At 61.0% G+C, this 21,866-nt stretch carries 19 protein-coding genes; 2 read left to right on the top strand and 17 right to left on the bottom strand.

Annotated elements, in window-relative coordinates:
• Nucleotides 1–167 precede the first annotated feature (167 nt).
• The 13 genes from carB to AAY81_RS06100 form a co-directional block, all read right to left on the bottom strand.
• Complete coding sequence (carB, locus tag AAY81_RS06040; RefSeq protein WP_066662671.1) at nt 168–3,386, bottom strand: carbamoyl-phosphate synthase large subunit; 3,219 nt, start codon at nt 3,384–3,386, stop codon at nt 168–170.
• Nucleotides 3,379–4,731, bottom strand: a complete 1,353-nt coding sequence (carA, locus tag AAY81_RS06045; protein ID WP_066662673.1) for a glutamine-hydrolyzing carbamoyl-phosphate synthase small subunit — start codon at nt 4,729–4,731, stop codon at nt 3,379–3,381. The genes carB and carA overlap by 8 nt, the downstream gene beginning before the upstream one ends.
• 279 nt (nt 4,732–5,010) lie before the next feature.
• On the bottom strand, nt 5,011–6,303 hold the full coding sequence (locus AAY81_RS06050; RefSeq protein ID WP_066662675.1) for a dihydroorotase: 1,293 nt from the start codon (nt 6,301–6,303) through the stop codon (nt 5,011–5,013).
• The gene (locus AAY81_RS06055) at nt 6,287–7,231 is read right to left on the bottom strand and encodes an aspartate carbamoyltransferase catalytic subunit (RefSeq protein WP_066662681.1); all 945 of its coding nucleotides are present in this window, start codon (nt 7,229–7,231) and stop codon (nt 6,287–6,289) included. Before AAY81_RS06055 ends, AAY81_RS06050 begins: the two co-directional genes overlap by 17 nt.
• A complete protein-coding gene (gene pyrR / locus AAY81_RS06060) occupies nt 7,231–7,821 on the bottom strand; it encodes a bifunctional pyr operon transcriptional regulator/uracil phosphoribosyltransferase PyrR (RefSeq protein WP_066662683.1) in 591 nt (196 codons plus the stop codon). Before pyrR ends, AAY81_RS06055 begins: the two co-directional genes overlap by 1 nt.
• A 340-nt stretch (nt 7,822–8,161) precedes the next feature.
• Nucleotides 8,162–8,797 carry a hypothetical protein gene (locus AAY81_RS06065; protein ID WP_066662686.1) on the bottom strand — a complete coding sequence of 212 codons (636 nt, stop codon included), beginning with the start codon at nt 8,795–8,797 and terminating at the stop codon, nt 8,162–8,164.
• Nucleotides 8,798–8,875: 78 nt separating this feature from the next.
• Nucleotides 8,876–9,847 carry a hypothetical protein gene (locus AAY81_RS06070; RefSeq protein WP_066662687.1) on the bottom strand — a complete coding sequence of 324 codons (972 nt, stop codon included), beginning with the start codon at nt 9,845–9,847 and terminating at the stop codon, nt 8,876–8,878.
• Between the two features lie 176 nt (nt 9,848–10,023).
• Nucleotides 10,024–10,467, bottom strand: a complete 444-nt coding sequence (locus tag AAY81_RS06075; protein ID WP_066662688.1) for a GatB/YqeY domain-containing protein — start codon at nt 10,465–10,467, stop codon at nt 10,024–10,026.
• 161 nt (nt 10,468–10,628) lie between these two features.
• Nucleotides 10,629–11,165, bottom strand: coding sequence for a 2-oxoacid:acceptor oxidoreductase family protein (locus AAY81_RS06080; protein WP_066662689.1), 537 nt, complete (start codon nt 11,163–11,165; stop codon nt 10,629–10,631).
• A gap of 3 nt (nt 11,166–11,168) precedes the next feature.
• The gene (locus AAY81_RS06085; RefSeq protein ID WP_066662691.1) at nt 11,169–11,993 is read right to left on the bottom strand and encodes a thiamine pyrophosphate-dependent enzyme; all 825 of its coding nucleotides are present in this window, start codon (nt 11,991–11,993) and stop codon (nt 11,169–11,171) included.
• Nucleotides 11,994–11,995: 2 nt separating this feature from the next.
• On the bottom strand, nt 11,996–13,060 hold the full coding sequence (locus AAY81_RS06090) for a 3-methyl-2-oxobutanoate dehydrogenase subunit VorB (RefSeq protein ID WP_066662692.1): 1,065 nt from the start codon (nt 13,058–13,060) through the stop codon (nt 11,996–11,998).
• 2 nt (nt 13,061–13,062) lie between these two features.
• Nucleotides 13,063–13,272: a 4Fe-4S binding protein gene (locus tag AAY81_RS06095; RefSeq protein ID WP_066662693.1), complete on the bottom strand. Its 210-nt coding sequence runs from the start codon at nt 13,270–13,272 to the stop codon at nt 13,063–13,065.
• 53 nt (nt 13,273–13,325) lie between these two features.
• Nucleotides 13,326–14,078: a P-loop NTPase family protein gene (locus tag AAY81_RS06100; RefSeq protein WP_143117354.1), complete on the bottom strand. Its 753-nt coding sequence runs from the start codon at nt 14,076–14,078 to the stop codon at nt 13,326–13,328.
• A gap of 165 nt (nt 14,079–14,243) precedes the next feature.
• Here AAY81_RS06100 and AAY81_RS06105 point away from each other — a divergent pair, with 165 nt between their 5' ends.
• Both AAY81_RS06105 and AAY81_RS06110 read left to right on the top strand, forming a co-directional pair.
• Nucleotides 14,244–14,828: a helix-turn-helix domain-containing protein gene (locus AAY81_RS06105; RefSeq protein ID WP_066662694.1), complete on the top strand. Its 585-nt coding sequence runs from the start codon at nt 14,244–14,246 to the stop codon at nt 14,826–14,828.
• 85 nt (nt 14,829–14,913) lie between these two features.
• Nucleotides 14,914–16,698 carry an AMP-binding protein gene (locus tag AAY81_RS06110; protein ID WP_066662700.1) on the top strand — a complete coding sequence of 595 codons (1,785 nt, stop codon included), beginning with the start codon at nt 14,914–14,916 and terminating at the stop codon, nt 16,696–16,698.
• A 141-nt stretch (nt 16,699–16,839) separates the two neighbouring features.
• On the opposite strand, the gene AAY81_RS06115 is transcribed toward AAY81_RS06110, so the two are convergent.
• The 4 genes from AAY81_RS06115 to dnaG all read right to left on the bottom strand — a co-directional run bounded on the left by AAY81_RS06115 (nt 16,840) and on the right by dnaG (nt 21,858).
• Nucleotides 16,840–18,204 carry an RsmB/NOP family class I SAM-dependent RNA methyltransferase gene (locus AAY81_RS06115; protein WP_066662702.1) on the bottom strand — a complete coding sequence of 455 codons (1,365 nt, stop codon included), beginning with the start codon at nt 18,202–18,204 and terminating at the stop codon, nt 16,840–16,842.
• On the bottom strand, nt 18,197–19,153 hold the full coding sequence (fmt, locus tag AAY81_RS06120; RefSeq protein ID WP_066662704.1) for a methionyl-tRNA formyltransferase: 957 nt from the start codon (nt 19,151–19,153) through the stop codon (nt 18,197–18,199). Before fmt ends, AAY81_RS06115 begins: the two co-directional genes overlap by 8 nt.
• 9 nt (nt 19,154–19,162) lie before the next feature.
• Complete coding sequence (def, locus tag AAY81_RS06125) at nt 19,163–19,690, bottom strand: peptide deformylase (protein ID WP_066662706.1); 528 nt, start codon at nt 19,688–19,690, stop codon at nt 19,163–19,165.
• Between the two features lie 173 nt (nt 19,691–19,863).
• Nucleotides 19,864–21,858 carry a DNA primase gene (dnaG, locus tag AAY81_RS06130; protein WP_066662709.1) on the bottom strand — a complete coding sequence of 665 codons (1,995 nt, stop codon included), beginning with the start codon at nt 21,856–21,858 and terminating at the stop codon, nt 19,864–19,866.
• Nucleotides 21,859–21,866 lie beyond the last annotated feature (8 nt).

The following is a 21,866-nucleotide window of genomic DNA, read 5'->3' on the forward strand; positions in this document are numbered from 1 at the left end:
TTCCCTCCCAGCGAAAGGCAGCCCAAGGGCTGCCTTTCGTGGTTGAGCGCCGCTGAACGGTGCTTGCCTGGAAACCTGGACCCAGGCAAAGAACACAGCCCCACATCGCATGAATGGATGTGGGGCTGTGATGCTCTGGCGAAACGCGAATGCGCGCTAACCGAACCTTACAGGTACGTCTGCGGCAGGTCCTGCAGGGCGATGACGCGCGGAGCCTGGGCGCGGGCGCTTTCCATGGCGCTCACCATGGCCTGCGCAGCGGGCAGGTTCGTAAGGTTCATGACGCCGTGGCGCACGGCCTCCAAACGCAGGTAGTAGCTATCGTCGCGCGTGTCGTGGCCGAAGGGCGTGTTCACGATCAGGGCCACTTCCCCATTCGACACCATGTCGCCGATGTTGGGCGACGGCTGGCTTACGCGGCGCACCACTTCCACCGGCACACCCGACGCTTCGAGCACCTGCGCAGTGCCTTCGGTGGACAGCAGCGTGAAGCCCAAGCGCACGAAGTCGCGCGCCAGCGAGATGATGCTGCGCTTGTCGCGGTCGTTCACCGAGATGAAGACCTTGCCCTCTTCGGGCAGGCGATACGAAATGGCCGTCTGCGTCTTCGCGTATGCCGCGGGGAACGTGCGGGCCACGCCCATGACCTCGCCCGTAGACTTCATTTCGGGCCCCAGCACCGTGTCGGCACCCGGGAAGCGACCGAAGGGCATAACGGCTTCCTTCACGCTGAAGTGATCGAGCTTGCGGTCGTCGGCCGGCAAGTTCATCTGAGCGATGGTCTCGCCCGCCATAATGCGTGCCGCGCACTTGGCCAGCGGCACGCCCGTGGCCTTGCTGATGAAGGGCACGGTACGGCTCGCGCGCGGGTTCGCCTCGATGACGTACACCACGGCGTCCTTGATGGCGCACTGCACGTTCATGAGACCGCGCACGCCCAGGCGCAGGGCCAGCCTACGCGCGATGTCGCGCAGCTTTTCCTGAATGGCAGCGCTGAAGGTGAACGGCGGAATGCAGCACGCGGAGTCGCCGGAGTGAATGCCGGCCATCTCGATGTGCTCCAGGATGCCGCCGATGTAGACTTCCTCGCCGTCGCACAGCACGTCGACGTCGCATTCCACGGCATCTTCCAGGAAGCGGTCGAGGTACACGGGATGGTCGGGCGAAATGCGCGCAGCCTGCTCCATGTAGGTTTCCAGCTGCTCGCGGTCGTACACAATGGCCATACCGCGGCCGCCCAGCACGTAGCTGGGACGAACCAGCAGGGGAAAGCCGATGTCGCGCGCCACCAGGCAGGCCTGCTCGTAGGTAGAGGCCATGCCGGCACGGGGATAGGTAATGCCCAGCTCGTCGAGGATGGCGCTGAATCGATCGCGGTCTTCGGCCAGGTCGATGGCGTCGGGCTTCGTGCCCATGACGTTCACGCCAGCGGCTTCCAGCGCGCGGGCCAACTTCAGGGGCGTCTGACCGCCCAGCGTGACGACCACGCCGTCGGGCTGCTCGACATCGATGATGTCCATGACGTCCTCGTACGTGAGCGGCTCGAAGTACAGCTTGTCGGACGTGTCGTAGTCGGTGGAGACCGTTTCGGGGTTGCAGTTCACCATGATGGTCTCGTAGCCGGCGTCGTGCAGCGCATAGCTGGCGTGCACGCAGCAGTAGTCGAACTCGATGCCCTGGCCAATGCGGTTCGGGCCCGCGCCCAGAATCATCGCGCGCTTGCGCGTCTTGGGCGCAACTTCGCTTTCGCAGCTATCGTACGTCTTGTAGTGGTACGCCGTGTCGCTGTGGAATTCCGCGGCGCAGGTGTCGACCTTCTTGAAGCTGGGAACCACACCCAGGCCACGACGGAACGCGCGCACGGTGATTTCCTGCGTGTTCGTGAGGTGCGCAATCTGCGCGTCGGAAATGCCCGAGCGCTTCAGCAGGCGCATGGCGTCGGCATCGAGGTCGTACAGGCTCATGCCGCGCAGGTTCTCCTGGATGCGCACCATATCGGCCATGCGATCCACAAAGAAGCGGTCGATGCGCGTGGCTTCGCAGACTTCTTCCACGCTCCAGCCGCGACGCAGCGCCTCGGCCATGTAAAAGATGCGGTCGGCCGTGGGGCGCGTGACCAGGTCGCGGAAATTCTCCTCGTCGAAGGAAACGCCGTCGGCACCCAGGCCCGCATGCGAGTTCTCCAGGGAACGCAGGGCCTTGCCCAGGGACTCTTCGAACGTACGGCCAATGGCCATGACCTCGCCCACGGCCTTCATGCGCGTGGACAGAGTGTCGTCGGTGCCCTTGAACTTCTCGAATGCGAATCGCGGCACCTTCACGACGCAGTAGTCGATGGAGGGCTCGAAGCAAGCGGGCGTCACCTTCGTGATGTCGTTGGTGATTTCGCTGAGCGTGTAGCCCACAGCCAGCTGAGCTGCGGCCTTGGCGATGGGGAAACCCGTAGCCTTGGAGGCAAGCGCCGAAGAGCGCGATACGCGGGGGTTCATCTCGATGACGATAAGGCGGCCGTTTTCGGGGTTCAGAGCAAACTGAACGTTGCTGCCACCCGTTTCCACGCCAATTTCCTCGAGGATGGCCAGGCTAGCCACGCGCATGCGCTGGTATTCGGTGTCGGTAAGCGTTTGAGCGGGGGCAACGGTAATGCTATCGCCCGTATGAACGCCCATGGCGTCGAAGTTCTCGATGGAGCACACGATGATGCCGTTGCCATCGCTATCGCGCATGACCTCCATCTCGAACTCTTTCCAACCCTCGATGCTCTCTTCCACGAGAACCTCGCCCGCGGGGGAAAGCTCCAGGCCCTGGCGCACGATGAGGCGCAGTTCGTCTTCGGTGTGCGCGATGCCGCCACCAGCGCCACCCAGCGTGAACGAGGGGCGCAGAACCAGCGGGTAGCCGATTTCGGCGGCAAGGCCCAGGGCATCTTCCACCGAGTAGGCATAGCCGCTGCGCGCCGTTTCGATACCCAACTTCTCCATGCACTCGTTGAACTGCTTGCGGTCTTCGCCACGTTCGATGGCCTGCAGATCGCAGCCAATCATTTCCACGCCATACTGATCGAGAATGCCGGCCTTTGCCAAGTCGACGGCCGTGTTCAGGCCCGTCTGGCCACCCAGCGTGGGCAGCAGCGCGTCGGGGCGCTCCTTTTCGATGACCTGCGAAATGGCTTCCACCGTGATGGGTTCTACATACGTGCGCACGGCAAGCTGCGGGTCGGTCATGATGGTAGCGGGATTGCTGTTGACCAGGATAACCTCGTAGCCATCTTCGGCAAGCACCTTGCACGCCTGCGTGCCCGAATAGTCGAACTCGCACGCCTGGCCAATGACGATGGGGCCGCTGCCGATAACGAGAATGCGCTTGATGTCGGTGCGCTTAGGCATGCTGGGCCTCCTTCTGCTCCGCGAACGTCCAACCGGCCAGACGATCCTGAGCGATGTCGATATCCAGGTAATCGCTGCGGCCGTCCATAAGGCGCACGAACGCGGCGAACAAATAGTGAGCGTCGGTGGGGCCACACTGGGCCTCGGGATGGTACTGCACCGAGAACGCGGGGATATCCAGGCATGCAATGCCCTCGGGCGTGCCATCGTTCAAGTTGATATGCGTGAGCTGCACGCGACCCACCTTTTCGTTGCACACGACGGGAGCAACATGGGCTTCCGCATAGGCGCGCAGGTCTTCGGCGTGCTGCGCAATGCCACCCGACTCTTCGGGAACGAGTTCGCCCAGACTGCTATACACGATGCCGAAGCCATGGTTCTGCGAGGTGATTTCCACGCGACCCGTGCGCAGGTTCATGACAGGCTGATTGCCGCCGCGATGACCGAACTTCAGCTTTTCGATCGTGCAGCCGCAGGCCTTCGAAAGCATCTGGTGACCCAGGCAAATGCCGAACAGCGGCACCTTGCCCAGCAGCTTTTCCACCTGGGAATACGTACCTTCCACGGCGTCGGGGTCGCCCGGGCCATTCGAAAGGAACACGCCGTTGGGATGCATGGCGAGCACCTGTTCGGCGGGCGTATTCCACGGCACCACCGTTACGCGGCAGCCCACGCGCACCAGGTTTTCCAGAATGCCATCCTTCATGCCGCAGTCATAGGCGACCACGTGGTACTTCGCCTCGGGCGCCTTGCCGTAGGCAAACTGATGGCCAGCGGGGACGTTTTCAGCCGTGTACTCATGCGGTTCGTCGCACGATTCCTGCTCCACGTAGTTGGTGCCCACGAACGCAGGGGCAGCGGCTAGCTTGGCAAGCAGCTGCGCATCGTCGAGGGTTTCCGTGGAAAGAACAGCCATCTGGGCACCCGCATTGCGAATATGGCGCACCAAGGCACGCGTGTCGATGCCCTCGATGCCCACCACGCCATTGCGCGCGAGGAACGCGGGGAAGGATTCAGCGGATCGCCAGTTGCTGGGCGTGTAGCACATGTCGCGCACCACCATGCCGCGCAGGGCCGTATGGTCGCGCTGCACGTCGTCGGGGCAGACGCCGTAATTGCCAATCTGGGGATACGTCATGGTGACGATCTGGCCGGCGTAGCTGGGATCGGTGGCCACTTCCAAATACCCCGTCATGGAGGTATTGAAGCACACCTCGCCGAACACCTCGCCCGTTGCACCGCAGGAATACCCCGCCCAAATAGTGCCATCGGCAAGAGCCAGCTTTGCGGGCACGCGCGTGGGCTTCGACGTACCAGCTAGGAGCTTGTCTGAAATCTTGCTCATGCTTTTCCTTCCCGGCGCAAAAAATGCGCCCCGTCAACTGACAAGGCGCAGTAAGCCCAAGGGGCCATATGATTCGTTTTGCGCACCTTATCGGTCTCTCTGTACCGCTCTTAAAGGCTTTTTGGAAGTATACGCCTAAATGCATAGATGCGCCGAGTTCATGCGTACACGTTCATAGAACGTCTAGATTATGCAGAAAGACACCGACCGCAAAAGCAGTCGATGCCTTTCCCATACACATGTTGAGCGCTCGCACGCGGCGAGCAAACTGCGCTTGCGCTATTCCACGATGGCGCCGTTGCGCAGCGTGGGCACGCCGCCCACGAACACGTCGGTAGCGCGACCCGTGAGCGTAGCGCCGATGAAGCCGGAGTTCTTCGCCTTGCTGCAGAAGTCGTCCACGGAAACCGTCCATTCGACTTCAGGGTCGATGACCGTGAGGTCGGCCACAGAGCCTTCCTGAATGGTAACCGGGTCGACCTGGATGATGCTGCGCGGGTTCACGGCCATGAGCTGCACCATCTGGGCGTAATCCATAACGCCCGTGCGAACCAGCTGCGTGAGCACCAGGCCCAGCGAGGTTTCCAGGCCCGTCATGCCGAAGGCGGCAATGGCGAACTCGCAATCCTTTTCCCAGTCGGTGTGGGGCGCATGATCGGTGACGATGCAATCGATGGTGCCGTCGAGCACGCCGGCGGTTACGGCCAGGCGATCTTCCTCGGTGCGCAGCGGCGGGTTCACCTTCAGGTACGTGTTGTACGTATCGTCGATGGCGTCTTCGTTCAGGAACAGGTGATGCGGCGTGGCCTCAGCCGTGACGGGCAGACCCTCGGCCTTCGCCTGACGCACCAGATCAACGCCACGTGCCGTGGTGATGTGCTGAATGTGCAGCGGCGTGCCAGTAAGGCGGCACAGGGCGATATCGCGTGCGATCTGCAGTTCCTCGCCTTCCGCCGGCCAGCCGAGCATGCCCAGGCGCGTGCTGCACACGCCCTCATTCACCACGCCGTCGCCTACCAGGTCTTCGTCCTGACAGTGAGACATGACGACCTTGCCGAACTGGTTGGCGTAATCCATGACGCGGCGCATCATGCCGGCGCCCTGCACGCCATGGCCATCGTCGGTGAAGGCAACGGCGCCATGACGCACCATATCGCCCATTTCGGAGAGCGTTTCGCCCGCCAGGCCCTGCGTGCAGGAGCCCACCACGTGAACGCGGCACTTCCCCACCTTTTCGGCCATGCGCTGCACGTATTCAACCGTGATGGCATTATCGATGGTGGGCTTGGTGTTGGGCATGCACGCCACGGCAGTGAAGCCACCATGCGCAGCGGCGCGCGTGCCGCTGGCGATGTCTTCCTTCTGCTCCTGGCCTGGGTCGCGCAAATGCACGTGAATATCTACCAGACCGGGCGTGACAACCTTGCCCGTGCAATCGATTTCTTCGGCGTTGGCAGCAGAAAGGCCCTTGCCCACCTGGGCAATCTTGCCGTCCTCAACAAGGATGTCGCAGACTTCGTCGAGTTCGACCTGCGGGTCGACTACGCGTGCGTTCTTAAGCAGAAAGGCCATTATCGCTCCCTCCCAACAGCAGGTACAGTGCAGCCATGCGCGTGCAAATACCCGCATACACCTGATCAAGAATGACCGAACGCTCGGGATGGTCGGCCATGTAGCTATCGAGTTCCACGCCGCGATTGATGGGGCCAGGATGGCACACGATGGCGTCGGGCTTCATGAACTTCTCGCGCTCGCGCGTGAGCCCGAACAGCATGTTGTATTCGCGCAGGCTGGGGTACGGCGCGCCCTCCAGGCGTTCGCGCTGGATGCGCAGCATGTAGACCACGTCGAGTTCCGGCAGCGCCTCGTTCAGATTGGCCGTTACGTGGTCGGCGCCCAGCACGTCGGGACGCGCGGGAAGCAGCGTATTCGGGGCGATGACGGTGACTTCCGCACCCATGATCTTCAGCGCGGGGATAAGCGAACCGCATACGCGGCTGTGGCCGATGTCGCCCACGATGCCCACGTGCAGCTTGTCGAGGCTGCCCTTGGCACGCCAGATGCTGAACAGGTCGAGCAGCGCCTGCGTGGGATGCTGGTGCTTGCCGTCGCCGGCGTCGATGACGGCAGCGGGCGTATGCTGGCTGATGAGACGCGGCACGCCAGCGTGACGGTCACGTACGATGACCATGTCGATCTTGTAGGAGTCGAGCGTTTCCAGCGTGTCGACCAGGCTTTCGCCCTTCACGACGGACGTGCTCTTGCCGCCAAAGTTCAAGACGTCGCACGACAGGCGCTTTTCAGCTAGCTCGAAGCTGGACTTGGTGCGCGTGGAGGGCTCGTTGAACATGTTCACGACGGTGACGCCCTTCAGCAGGGGCACCTTCTTGATCTTGCGCTCGTTCACTTCCATGAACGTGACGGCGGTTTCCAGAATCTGCATGATGTCATCGGCGGAGTACTCCGTGATGTCGATGAGATGCTTATGGTTGAAGGCCATTACCTGCCACCTCCCAGCGGGGCGGAACCGGCGCGAGAGCCTGGTTCGATATCCAGAATGTCGACTTCAGATTTTCCGTCTACTTCTTCCAGGAACAGACGAACGTTCTCGTCGGAGGAAGAAGGCACGTTCTTGCCCACGAAGTCGGCGCGAATGGGAAGCTCGCGGTGACCGCGATCGACCAGGACAGCCAGCTGCACCGTCTTGGGACGGCCCAGGTCCATGAGGGCATCGAGTGCCGCGCGAATGGTGCGGCCCGTATAGAGCACGTCGTCGACGAGGATGATGTCCTTGCCGTCGATGTTGAACGGGATATGGGTCTCGTGAACCTCGGGGGCCAGATGCGTGAGATAGTCGTCGCGATAGAAACTAATGTCGAGATGACCGAAGGGAACTTCCACCCCCTCGATTTCCTGAATCTTGCTCACCAGCTTCTTCGCCAGCAGGTCTCCCCTGGTGACGATGCCGACAAGCGCGATGCTCTGGGCGCCATGGTTAGCTTCCAGAATCTGGTGGGCGATACGCGTAAGGGATCGCTCGATTTCCGTGCCATCCATGCACACGGATTTCACTTGCGCATTTCCGCTCATACACACTCCTTTCGAAGATGAGTGCGTACAAAGCGACCTGGTGCACCCGCCGCGCAACGCCCTTTCGGGTTTGCGGGCGCATCTTGCCTGCCAGAAGGCATAAAAATAACCTTCGTCGACAGACAAAGGCTTACGATTGCAGTTCTGCTTGTAGTACGTTTGCAGCTTGCAAGCCTTGTCGGTCTCTCTGTACCGCTTTTAAAGGACAGCGTCATTGTACGTGCGGGCGCAGCGCCGCGCAACCCCTCTCCATAAAATCGGAGAGACGGACGCCGAAGCATCCGTCTCTCCTTTGGCAACACACACGGAATTGCGCAGAGTCGACGCTAAGCCGCCAACATTAGCTGGCAGCACCCGCCGCAACAGTCCACGTAATGGTACCGAGGCTGGCCGACTGGAACGGGGTAATTTTAGAGCCAAACGCACCAAGCTGGCCATCCGGGAAGGAAAGGGAAAGCGAACCGGGAGTATTTCCACTTGCAGCGCCAATGTCCCACTGGCCAGCGGTCAGCGTACCGCCGCCATTGTTGACGAAGTCGCCCAGGCAAATCTGCTGATTTCCGGCCTGCATGTACATCTTCACGTGGTCGGCAAGCGACGTAGTAGTCGAGTTGCCGTCGAACGTAACGCCACCTTCGGGCGTAACGAGCACGTTGGAGACATGCACGGGGAACATCGAGTAATTCTGCAGCTCAGCGCCACTGGGGCCGGTAATGGTACCGGAGCCATTGGCCACGAAGTTAATCGCCACGGGGACGAGAACCTTCATGTTGGTATTTGTGGAATCGTTGGTCACCTCAACCGTGGTATCGGTAATCAAGTTCAGCTGAGTGCTGGAGCCACTGCCGCCAGTAGTGACAACAGACGGCGTCGGCGACGCAGGCGGATCAGCAAACGCGAGAGCAGGAATCATGAGCGCGAATGCGCATACGGCTGCAACGGCAAAGGCAATTCCCTTCTTCCTCATTGACTTCATAACACCACATCCTTCTAAGTAAAACTGAAACGTTCAATACGGACTCACAACCCACCTCTCATGTCCCTGATACAAACTCTAATTTAGGTAATACGTGGCCGTAGCGCGGGCTACTTCATCGTCGTCCGTTACGATGATGAGCACCACGGCATTTGCGGGCGTACCGAACTTGGCATGCCCATACAGTTGGCCATCGGAGAACAGCGTCGCATTCTCCTCGTATCCTTGGAATTCGATGTTCGCCGTGTATACACCCTCGTCGAGCGCACGGCTCATTTCGACATCGGCAACGTACTCGCCGGGATAGAGAGCGCCGGATTCATAGAGCACTTCACCCGTATCCTGCAAGGTAATCGTAAATTTCTGCGCACAATGGTTGTTTTCGATATTCTCGACGTTCACACCCGTAGCCTGCGCGGAACCAGGATGCATGCGAATAGAGGGCGAGCAGGAGATCTGCATGGAGTACCATGCCACTTCCTGATTCAAATCGTCGATGATCTCCTGCTCTGACTTTCCTTCGTAATAGCCCTTCTGGGCGTTGGGATCGAGCCACTGGCTGTTCAGGAAGGTGAAGGCGCCAACGGCCCCTACGGCAGCCAATACCAGAACAGCCAGTGCAATTTTGAACGGCAGCGGAACCAGAATGGGTCGTGCCGAGATGATGATGCAAGGCGTTACGCCCTCGCCCGAAGGCAGCTCCTTGAAGTGAACTTCGCCATCGTCATCGGAAACGTTGGCAGTAGCATGCGAGGCGGTAACATCCTCCCCCGCTTCTTCGGCCTGCTTGGCCTTCTTGCCCTTAAGGGCCTTGTACGAGCCCTTCACCTTGAAACCGGAGCCGGGAACCTCTTCCAGATGCTGCTTGCCATCTGCATCGACATAGAGCTTTCCTGGCTTGAACTGCACGATGAACCGACCCGAGCTAGGCATACCCGTGACGTCGATTTCGCATTTATGCAGATGAGCATGGTCGGCTGTAACCGCAACGAAGGACTTCCCCTTGAAGGGAACGGTAAGGACATTGGTATTTCCGGTCGTTTCAGACACGGCTCCCCCTTCGGTAGGCCCGCTATACCCCAAACCGCCAAGGCACCCCAGACGAGTCGGCCCACTAATGTTATCACATATATGTACCCGCCATCATTACGACAAGCCCCGAACATAGCAACGCCTGGCCTACGAGCGTAAGCCAGGCGTTATATCGAATTTGACAAACGGTAACGTTAGGAAAGGCGCGCGCCCGCATCCTTGGCAGCTTGCGCCTTGTCGAAGTTGCCACCCGTCGCGGCATTCAATGCACCCATGACCTTGCCCATGTCGCGCTTCGTTTCGGCTCCCAGCTCGGCAATGGTCTTTTCCACCAGGGCGGTAAGCTCCTCACCAGCAAGCTGAGCGGGAAGCAGATCGTTCAGGATTTCCACCTGACGCTGCAGGTTCTGAGTACGCTCTTCGTCGGTGCCCGCCTTCTGCGAGCCTTCCAGCGTTTCGCTCGTCTGCTTGATGAGACGCTTCACCATGGCGGTTACGTCTTCGTCGGTAACGTCGCGGCGCTCGTTCACTTCGATGTCCTTCAGCTCGCCGTGAACCTGACGAAGAATGGACAGACGCACCTTGTCACGGGCGCGCATGGCATCTTTAATCTGGTCTTTCAGCTCATCGTAGGTCATAAGGCAACTCCTTCGAAGTAATGTTCCTTGGCATCAATAGTAGACCCGAACGGCACATGCGCACTGCTTTTTCGCGCGAATCGCATATACGCGCGAGCCGGGGCACGAAAACGGCCCGCCGAAAACGACGGGCCGCAAAGCAAACCGATTGAAGTCGTAGCCTAGAGCGACATGCCCAGGGCGAGCGCCTTCTGGTTCGGGGCGAGAAGCTTCTGCTTACGCGGGGGAATAACCTTGGTAAGCGCCTCCTCGATGCTCTCCTTCTTGCAGAACTGCGTTTCCGCGAAGAGCTTGCCCGTGAGAATGACGTTCGAAAGCGTCTTGAAGCCATTCTCTTCCGCCAGCTGGGTGCTGGGGATGGGGAAAATGCGCACGTCATCGCGCTGCGGAATATCGGGCACCAGCGTGGTGTCCACCAGAACCAAGCCGCCGGGAACAACCGCGTCGATGAACTTGTAGACGCTCGGCTGGTTCATGGCAACCAGAACATCGGGCTCGGTTACGAGCGGGCTGCCAATGGGTTCGTCGGAAAGACACACGCTGCAGTTCGCCGTGCCGCCGCGCATTTCGGGGCCGTAGCTGGGAAGCCAGGAAATCTCGCGGCCTTCGATAAGGCCCGCCTGGGCAATGATCTTGCCCGCGAAGAGCAGACCCTGCCCACCAAAGCCCGCCAGGATGATATTCAGATCCTTCGCCATGGATTACGCCTCCTTCTGCGCGATGGGGCATTCCGCGGCGCGCGCCGCAGCAGCCTCGCGAATGCTGGGGTAGCCATCGGCGACGACGTCCTTGTACACGCCCAGCGGATAGTACGGCAGCATGTTCTCGCGCATCCACTCGAAGGATTCCTGAGGGGTAAGACCCCAGTTCGTGGAGCAGGTGCCCACGATTTCGATGAGCGTGTAGCCGCGACCCTCCATCTGATAGGTAAACGCCTTCTCGATGGCCTTCTTGGCCTTGCGCACGTGAGCCGGCGTATCGACCGTAACGCGTTCCAGGTACGCAACGCCGTCGAGGTCCTTCAGCAGCTCGCACACGCGAATGGGATAGCCCGCGGTGTTCACGTCGCGACCATAGGGAGACGTCTGCGTAATCTGGTTCGGCAAGCTGGTAGGAGCCATCTGGCCACCCGTCATGCCGTAGATGGCATTGTTGTAGAAGATGACCGTGATGTTCTCGCCACGCGTTGCGGCGTGCACCGTTTCCGCCATACCAATGCTGGCCAGGTCGCCATCACCCTGGTAGCTGAACACCAGGTTGCCGGGATGCACGCGCTTCACGGCGGTAGCCACCGCGGGAGCACGACCATGCGCAGCCTCGATCATGTCGCAGCCAAAGTAGTCGTAGGCCATAACGGAGCAGCCAACGGGCGCCACGCCCACGGCTTTGCCCTCGAGATCCATCTTGTCCATGGCTTCCGCCACCAGGCGATGCACGATACCATGCGGACAGCCGGGGCAATAGTGGAACGGAACGGGCAGCAGCGACTTCGGTCGCTGGAACATGATTTTCTTTTCTTGCGTCATACCTATTCACCTGCCTGTTCGGCCATCTTGCGGATGGCATCGAGCACTTCCGCGGGGGAAGGAATCATGCCGCCCGTACGACCGAAGAACGAAACGGGACGAGCGTCGTGGATGGCAAGGCGCACGTCATCGACCATCTGACCCATGGACATTTCCACCGACAGATAGGCCTTGGCCTGGTCAACCGTGGCGGCAAGGGCGTCGTTGGGGAACGGCCAGAGCGTGATGGGGCGAAGCAGACCAACCTTGATGCCTTCCGCGCGCGCCTTGGTAACGGCAGTGCGGGCAATGCGAGCGCTGGCACCAAAGGCCACGACCACGTATTCGGCATCTTCCAGCATGAAGCCCTCGCTGCGCTGCTCGGTCTGTTCGACCTTCTCGTAGCGCTTGTAGCGTTCGATGAGCTTGTCTTCCAGCTGGTCGGGCTGCAGGTACAGCGAATTAGCCACATTGTGCGGGCGCTTGCCGCCATGACCGCAGGTAGCCCACGGCTTTTCGGGAAGATCCGTCTTTTCGGGCGGGAGCACTACGGGCTCCATCATCTGACCCAGCAGACCGTCGGCCAAAATGACCACGGGCATGAGGTATTCATCGGCCTTGTCGAAGGCAAGGTAGACCAGGTCGGCCATTTCCTGCACGGTGCAGGGAGCGAACACGATATGGCGCGAATCGCCATGGCCCATAGCGCGCGTGGCCTGCCAATAGTCCTGCTGAGAGGGCTGAATGGAGCCCAGACCCGGGCCGCCACGCTCGACGTTGATGATGACGCCCGGAAGGTCGGCACCAGCCATGTAGGAAATGCCCTCGGCCTTCAGGGAAACGCCCGGCGACGAGGACGACGTCATGCAGCGCGCGCCAGCGGCAGAAGCGCCATACAGCATGTTGATGGCGGCAACTTCGCTTTCGGCCTGCAGGAACGTGCCGCCGATCTTCGGCATCGTCTTGCTCATGTACGCCGCGATTTCCGTCTGGGGCGTGATGGGGTAACCGAAGTAGAAACGGCAACCCGCACGCACGGCGGCTGCGGCAAGGGCCTCGTTGCCCTTCATAAGTACTTTCTCAGCCATACCTAGAACCTCTCGACCGTAATTGCCACATCGGGGCACATCGTGGCGCACGAGCAGCATGCCGTGCAGCGCTCCTCGTCTACCAGATGCGCAGGATGATAGCCCTTTGCGTTAATGCGCTCGGTATCGAGCTCGACAATGCCCAGAGGGCACGCATCGACGCACAGGCCACACCCCTTGCAATACGTCTCGTCTACGATAATTCGCGACATAAGCTTCTCCTTCTATGTTCAGCCCCGATGCGCAACCCGGGGCACGTAACCAACTATTCGGCATCCCACGGAGTGCGAACGTACTTGCGCACCACGTAGTCGCCAGGAAGCGGCACCACGCCTTCGGGGCGATACCCCGAGGCAACGCTGGCCAGCGGCACCGTATGCACCACCACGGGCAAACCAACTTGACGGCCAACCTCTTCGGCAAAGACGCGACCGCGTTCGACCACCTGGGGAGACGTTTCCGCAGAAAGATGCGTGTTGTTCACCACGCCCGTTGCCGTAAGGCGACAGGCAGCCTGGATTTCGGGCAGGATGGCAGCGGCATCGGCAGGCTCGGGCGTACCCTCACGCATGGCGTTCACCACGTACAGGAAGGCATACGAGCCCCGCTTGAGCGCGGCCGAAAAGCGGCCGAGCGCCGTGGCACCCGCATCGTCGCCACCCACGTCCAGGATGAGCAGACGGTTCGCGTCAGCATATGCGGCTTCGATGGCAGAAGACACGCGACCCGAAAGAGCCGGCGTATCGAGGGCCGTGCCCCCAAACGTAGGGGCGATGAGCGCAACCCCGGCAGCTTCGAGCACATCGGCATACTCGCACGAGCGGAAATAGGGATTCACGACGTCAAGATCGGCCACCGTGACTTCCCTGCCAGCCCGCGCCGCATCGACGGCGAAGTTCAAGGCGAAGTTCGTCTTCCCCACCCCGTAATGGCCGCACACCACCACAACTTGCCCCAGGCCAAGCAAGGATTGCGGCAAGGGCGAAGAGGGTTGGTATGTTGCTTCGGGCGTGTCCATGCATCCCATTCAAGCATGAAAGATGCAGATTGCAAGGAGGTGGCGGCCGATTTCCTCATAATCACTATCGCGCACTAAAGTAAGTGAGTATAGTACCGTGCAGTGATTGGCCCAAAGGGGTATAGTCTGCATAAACGATTGCGATGAAAAGGAGGAAAGCTAATCATGGACGTCAGCACGCAAGAGGTTGCGAACCGAATTAAAGCCCTGCGCGAAGACATGGGATTCTCCATGCAGGAAATGGCCGAAAGCACCGGCCGCACGCTTTCCGAATACACCGCTCAGGAATCGGGCGAAGAAGACCTCTCGTTCACGTTCCTGTCGAAGTGCGCCGCAAAGTTCGGCGTCGACGTAATCGAGCTGCTTACGGGCGAAAACCCGCACCTTTCCGGCTACTCCCTGGTGCGCGCGGGCGACGGCCTGCCCATCAACCGCCGTGCGGGCTTCCAGTATCTGCACAAGGCGCCGTTTTTGCGCGATAAGCTGTGCGAGCCCTTCCTGGTAACCATCCCCTACCTGGAAGAGGAGCAGGATAAGCCCATCCACCTGTCCTACCACAAGGGCCAGGAGCTCGATTTCATCATCAGCGGTTCCATGAAGTTCCGCTACGAAGACCACATCGAGGAAGTGTCGGTAGGCGACACGCTCCTCTACGATTCAGGCCGCGGACACGGCATGATCGCCACAGGGGGCGAGGATTGCGTGTTCATGGCCATCGTGATGAAGCCCGCGGATTCGAGCATTAGCTAGGCGTTACTCCGTGCGAGTAGCGCCGCAACGCCATTCAACTGCTCGAACAATCACGCGGGAAACCGCATCACACAAGGAAGAAGACATGCGAAACATACATCAGCGATTCGTTGAGGAATCTTACGACGAAGCGGGCGTGCTCACGCGCTTCCGCGCCAACTACCCCGATAGCTTCAACTTCGGATACGACGTCGTAGACGATATCGCGCAAGCCGAACCCGAACGCCCCGCCATGATCTGGGCGAACCCCGAAGGCGAAGAGCACCATTTCACGTTCGGCGACATGAAGACCTGGAGCGACAAGACGGCTAACGCACTGGCCGCTGCAGGAATCGGCCGCGGCGACATGGTCATGGTCATCGTGCGTCGCCACTATCAGTTCTGGTTTATCGCCACGGCACTGCACAAGCTGGGCGCCGTCATGGTTCCCGCCACGTTCATGCTGAAGGAGCACGACCTCACGTATCGCATCCAGAGCGCCGACGTGAAGGCCATCATCTGTTCCAACTGCGGCGATATCGCCCAGATCGTAGACAACGTCCACGCCGAATGCCCCACCCTGCAGGCAAAGTTCCTGGTGAACGCCGCAGGTGGCGGGCTTATGTCACCCGAAGACGTACAGGCGGCGGGCTACGGCGCCGCGCTTTCCGGCCCCGCGGGCATCTGCGCCACGAGCGTGCAGCGCGAAGGCTGGATCGACTTCAACACCGTCGTACGCGAAGCAAGCGAGGAATTCGAGCGCCGCGAAACCAGCGCCGCCGACCCCATGCTCATGTACTTTTCCAGCGGCACCTCGGGCAACCCGAAAATGGTGCTTCATAACAGCGGCTATGCCGTGGCGCACACCGTCACCGCCAAGCATTGGCACAACGTGGTAAGCGACGGCGGCCTGCACTTCACCATCGCCGACACGGGCTGGGGTAAGGCCGTATGGGGCAAGTACTATGGCCAGTGGCTCATGGAGGCCTGCGTGCTCACGTACGATTTCGACCGCTTCCATGCCAGCGAGATCTTGGACCTCATCGCAAAGTACCAGGTAACCACCCTGTGCTGCCCGCCCACCATGTACCGCATGTTCATGGAAGCCGGCATCGACGATCACGACCTTTCCAGCCTCACGTACTGCACGACTGCTGGCGAGGCGCTAAACCCCGACTTGTTCGAGTTCTGGAAGAAGCACACGGGCCTCACCATCTACGAGGGATTCGGTCAAACGGAAACGCCGCTTACCGTGGCCAACCTGCGTGGCATGACGCCGCGCCCCGGTTCCATGGGCCGCCCCGTTCCGCAGTACGTCATGGAGGTGCACAACCCCGACGACACGAAGTGCGCCCCTGGCCAGACGGGTGAAATCTGCATCAAGGCCGACGAAGACACCCACGGCATCCTTATGGAGTACTATCGCAACCCCGAAAAGACCGCCGAGGCCATCCACGACGGCTGGTATCACACGGGCGACACGGCCTGGGAAGACGAAGATGGCTACCTGTGGTACGTTGGCCGCAACGACGACGTCATCAAGAGCAGCGGCTACCGCATCGGGCCCTTCGAGATCGAAAGCGTCATGTTGGAACACGAAGCGGTGCGCGAAGTTGCCGTTACCGGCGTACCCGATCCGCTGCGTGGCTTCGCCGTGAAGGCCACAGTAGTGCTGGCACCCGGCTTCAATGGCACCGACCAGCTTACGAAGGACCTGCAGACGTGGGTAAAGCGCAAGACGGCGCCCTACAAGTACCCCCGCATCATCGACTACGTGGAAGAACTCCCGAAGACGGTAAACGGCAAGATCCGCCGCGTTGCCATCCGCAAGGAAGACGAAGCGAAGGCGCACCTGCCCCAGGAACACGACAAGAAAGACGGCCTGGTGTAGGAACCCGAAACAGAGCACATCCAACCGCCTGCGACCAACTCGCAGGCGGTTTTTTATTGCTGGGCATCGCATCCGCAGACAATAAAACGAGCCCGCAGCAGGCGCTACGGGCTCGTTGGGGATACGATTGCTGGCGGTAAGCTACTGCACGCGCATGAACAACGCCGCGAAGTGGGCGTCGGTGCCCGCTGCAGTAAGCGGGCTCTTGAAGAACAGGCCACGTGCCTTGTTGGCGTCTTCGGGGTCCCAGGGAACCAGGCGGAAGCACTTGCCTTGGTCGGACTCGAGAAACGCCTTCACGACCTGCTCGTTTTCCTGCGCCAGCACCGTGCAGGTGGCGTAGGCAAGGCGGCCCCCAACCTTCACGCGCGTAGATGCCTCGGTGAGCATCTGAAGCTGCAATTCGGCAAGAGCGCGCACATCGGCGGGACGCAGACGCCAGCGAATTTCGGGATGACGACGCAGCGTGCCCACACCCGAGCAAGGGGCATCGAGGAAGACGCCATCGTAGAGCGTCTTGCCCAGGGCGGAAAGATCGCGCGCATCGAGCGTACGCACGCCTTCCAGCTCGACCCCGAACTGCTGGGCGCGCTTGCGCAGCAAGTCGGCCTTGAAGCCATGGTTGTCGATGGCGGTAAGCTGCATCTGCTTACCCCACGTGCGATGAGCATGCGCCTGAATGAGGATGGTCTTCGTACCGCGGCCCGAACCAATTTCCAGGAACGTACCGGGCTGTTCCGGCAGCACGCGCGACGCGATAACTTGGGCAGCAGCATCGCTTACCAGCAAGCCACCTTCCCTGAACAGGTACTGCGCGGCATGTGCGGCAACGGCCGTGCTGGGTGCGTGATAGCACCCGGGAACGGCATGCGAAGCAACGGTAACGCTCTCGAGCGTGACGCCCTCACGCGCAAACGTGCGCTTCACGCGGTCTTCATCGACCTTCAGGCCCGGCACGGCGAAGAACACGGGAGCGGGATGGTTCGAAGCTTCCATGAACACGTCGGCGCCATGACGCCCCAGCTGGGCGATGAGCTGCTCGGCAAGCCACGCGGGAAAGCCATGCTTGCGCCCCAGCGCGGCGTCGTCGGTATGCGGATTCGCAAACGGAAAATCGAGCTTTGCACGCACGATCTTTCGCAGCACGGCATTTGCCAAGCGCGCAGCCTTGGGCTGCACATGGCGAACGAGCTCGACGCCCTGGTCGACCACGGCGTGAGCATCTTTGCCCAGGAAGATGACCTCGTATGTGCTGACGCGCAACGCGTCGCGCACGTCATCCTGCACGTCGCGCGGCGTATTCAGGCAGCGATTGATGACCTCGTCGAGCGTGCCCCACGTGGCCACGACGCCCAGCACGAGCACACGCGCGAAGCCGGCGTCGGATGCGGAAAGCTTGGCATCGCGCAGATACGCCGTAAGCACATCGGACGCAAACGCCTGGCGCTGGCGCACCGTAGCGCACACCTCTACCGCCGCACGACGGGCGGGGGAAAGTTTAGCCATCGATAGCCTCCCAGGTGATAAGGCCGCTCTTGACGTTCTGAATGCCCATGGCGAAATCCCTACCCGACATGGAGTGCTTACCCGCAGGACGCACTTCGATGACCTTCAGCGGGCGATCGGCGCAACCGATGTAGAGTTCCTTCTGGAACAACATGACACGGCCCTTCGCGAGCTTCATCTTGTCGCAGTTCAGGCGGCTCGCTTCGCGCTCTGCCGCGATGATGGTAACCTGACGCGAGGCAATGACGCAGCGCGCGGGATGCGGTGCGGAAGATGCCTGCACCTTCTTCGCGGCATCAGCCGCCTTGTCGGTGGGCGCAAGATAGAACTCGTGCTTTTCCACCTTCGGAGCATACGTGGCGAAGAAATCGTCCTGCTTCTTCCATTCGATGTGCCCACCGTCTTCGATAACGGCCAGCGTGGTAAGCAGGGCCTGAGAACCCAAATCGGAAAGCTCGCGCGTAAGCTCGGTGGCATTCTTGGAGCCAATGTCGGTGGTGCGCACGACGCCGTAATCACCCGTGTCGAGGCCCTCTTCCATGCGCATGATGCACACGCCAGCCTGCTCGTCGCCCGCCAGAATGGCACGCTCGATAGGAGCAGCACCACGCCAGTGCGGCAGCAGCGAGGCATGCACGTTCAGGCAACCATGAGGCGGCGTGTCGAGCACGCGCTTGGGCAGGATGGCGCCATACGCCGCAACGCAGATAACGTCGGGCGCCAGCGCGGCAATTTCGCGCTGGGTGGCGGCATCACGCAGATTACGCGGCGTGAACACGGGGATGTTGTGCTGCACCGCGACTTGCTTCACCGGGCTGAAGACGAGCTTCTTGCCTCGGCCGCGCACGGCGTCAGGACGCGTGTAAACGCCCACGACTTCGTGCTGCTGAATGAGGTTTTCCAGAATGGTGGCCGCATACGCGGGCGTGCCCATGAATACGATTCTCATGCGCGCTTCCTAGTCGATAGCAGTCTGACCGGGCCTGGCACCAGCGGCGATGGCAGCGTCGTAGTCGCGCAGCGCCTTGATGCGCGCGATGGGGTCGCAGCTTTCGAACAGCGTCTTGCCGTCGAGGTGGTCGATCTCGTGCTGCAGGCAACGGCCAAGCAGACCATCGCCGGCGATTTCGCACTCGTTGCCGTCGACGTCGTAGTAGCGCACGCGGGCATACGGCGGGCGCTTGACCGGCACAGAGATGCCCGGCAGAGAAAGGCAGCCCTCTTCCGCCACTTCAGGCTCGCCCGAGGTTTCCACGATAACGGGATTCACGAGCGTGATGGGATTCTGCGTTTCGCTTTCGGTGTCGCAATCGATGACGATGATGCGCTTGAGCACGCCCACCTGCGGGGCGGCCAAGCCGCAGCCATCGTTGTTGTACATGGTGCGCGCCATGCGCTTGGAAAGGCGCTTCAGGCTGGGATCGCCCGGTTCGCACTCTTCCGCACGCTGACGAAGCATGGGGTCAGGCGACAATACGATTTTCATGGTTACTCCTCTATGCAAAGCACGCGCGCAATGGCATGCGCGCAGATATATTCGGTTATCCATTCTAGCGAGCGCGCGTACACACGGGGGAAACACGTGCGTAACGGCGCGAAAACACCATGCGAATAGGCCCGATGAGGCGCGTACGCGAAACGGTGCCGAGAAACGACGCCCTACTGGCCGGTGCGTCGACGCGAACGGCGCTCGGCGAGTTCGTGCTGGAGCGCAGATACCGTCTCGAAGAGCAGCTCGGACTCTTCCTCGGAAAGCGATTCCGGATGCGAGAGCTGCGCACGGTACGTTTCGATCTGACTGGCCAAGTCGCCCGTGGCCAGAATCTCGGAAAGGAAGCTGGCGTAGGCGTTGAAATCGTCACCCGCGGACGCATCGCTTTCGCGTTCCACGAGCAAGCGGGACGCCTCGGGATACTGCGAGGTGATGCGCGCGGCCAGTTCAGCGGGGGTAAGCTGCGGGTTTTCGGCAATGGCAGCAAGCAGCTCGTCGGCCGCCTGAGCATGCAAAGGCACATGCCATGCCACCTGAGCCAACGATGCCGCATAGGGCATCACGAGCTCGGGATGGTGCGCGCACACGCCAATGAATTCCGCCTCGTACCGACGGCGGTTGCGCTCGTACACGGAAAGCTCCACGGGGGCCGGCATGGGCTCGGGGGCAGACGCAGGACCCGACTCGTATGCCTCGAAGGGGACGTACTCGTCGTAGGGCACGTATTCAGGGTCTTCGGGCGCAGAGGGCACGGGTACCGCAGAACGCGAAGCAGCCTGAGGCTTGCCCTTCCCCTTCCCCGCCGCGTTGCCATTGGCATTGCGAGAATAATCGCGCCTGGTAGGCGGCGTAAGGCGCTTCAGGCGCTCGATGGCGTCGCTTTCGCGCACGTGCAGGCGCCCGGCAATGTCCACGGCGTATTCCGTAGCCAGAAGCGAATCCTTGATGGGCGCCAGCAACGCGATGGCGTCGGCAAAGGCGGCCGTGCGACCTTCCGCCGTGCTCGTGTCGAACCGAGCGATATGGCGATCGATGCCGAAGGCGATGAGGGGCTTCGCGGCATCGAGCTCGGCTTGCAGGGCCTCCACGCCGCGTTGGCTTACGAAATCGGCTGGGTCCAGATTGTCGGGAAGCGTGCACGCCAGAAGCTCCACCTGGTGCTTTCCCGCTTCGGGAGTCATGGACTCGTCGATGAAGCCCAACGCGCGGTCGGTGGCGCGCTGGCCCGCTTCGTCACCGTCGAACAGGTAGATGACGCGCTTGCCCGCATGACGCGAGAGCACGCGAATATGCTGCGTAGTAAGCGCCGTGCCCAAGGTAGCCACGGCATTGGTGACGCCCGATTCGTGCAGCGCGATGACGTCGGTATAGCCTTCAACCACGATGGCCGTGCCGGTAGAGGTCATGCGCGACTTCGCCTTGTCCAGACCAAAGAGCACGTTCGACTTGTGGAACAGCGGCGTGTCATTCGTGTTCAGGTACTTGGGTTCGCCCTTCCCCACCACGCGGCCGCCAAAGGCGATGCACTGACCCGATTCGTCGTGAATGGGAAACATGATGCGATTGAAGAAGCGGTCGCGCGGACGCGAGCCGTCGTACTGCACGACCACGTTCGCATCGACCATTTCCTTGATGGAATACCCGCGAGAGCGCAGATAAGCGATGAGCGCACCACGGCCCGGCGCGAAGCCCAGGTTCCAATCCTTCGGAACGGTGCCGCCCAGGTTGCGCCCGCCCAGATAGGCACGCGCGGCGTCGGCCTCGGGGCTCTTCAGGCGCATGAGCTGGGAATGATAGAAATCGCGCGTGTCGTTGCATACGCCACGCAAACGCTCCTTGTAGCTACGCGGAATGCTGGGGCCGCCCGATTCCTTGATTTCAATGCCCGCACGTTCCGCCAAGCGGCGCACGGCATCGGGAAATTCGATGCCCTCGGTCTTCATGACATACGTGAACACATCGCCATGTTCATGGCAACCGAAGCAGTAGTATTGCTGGGTATTGGGGTCGACCTTGCAGGAAGGCGATTTCTCCTCGTGGAAGGGACAGCAGCACCAGAAATCGCGCCCCTTCTGCCGCATGACCGAGCGTTCCGAGAATAAGGCTACGATATCGGTAGCGGCACGAACCCGTTCCTTATCCTCGTCGCTGATGCCAGCCAATGCGATCC

This window comes from Denitrobacterium detoxificans, from assembly GCF_001643775.1.
Classification (GTDB): Bacteria; Actinomycetota; Coriobacteriia; order Coriobacteriales; family Eggerthellaceae; genus Denitrobacterium; species Denitrobacterium detoxificans.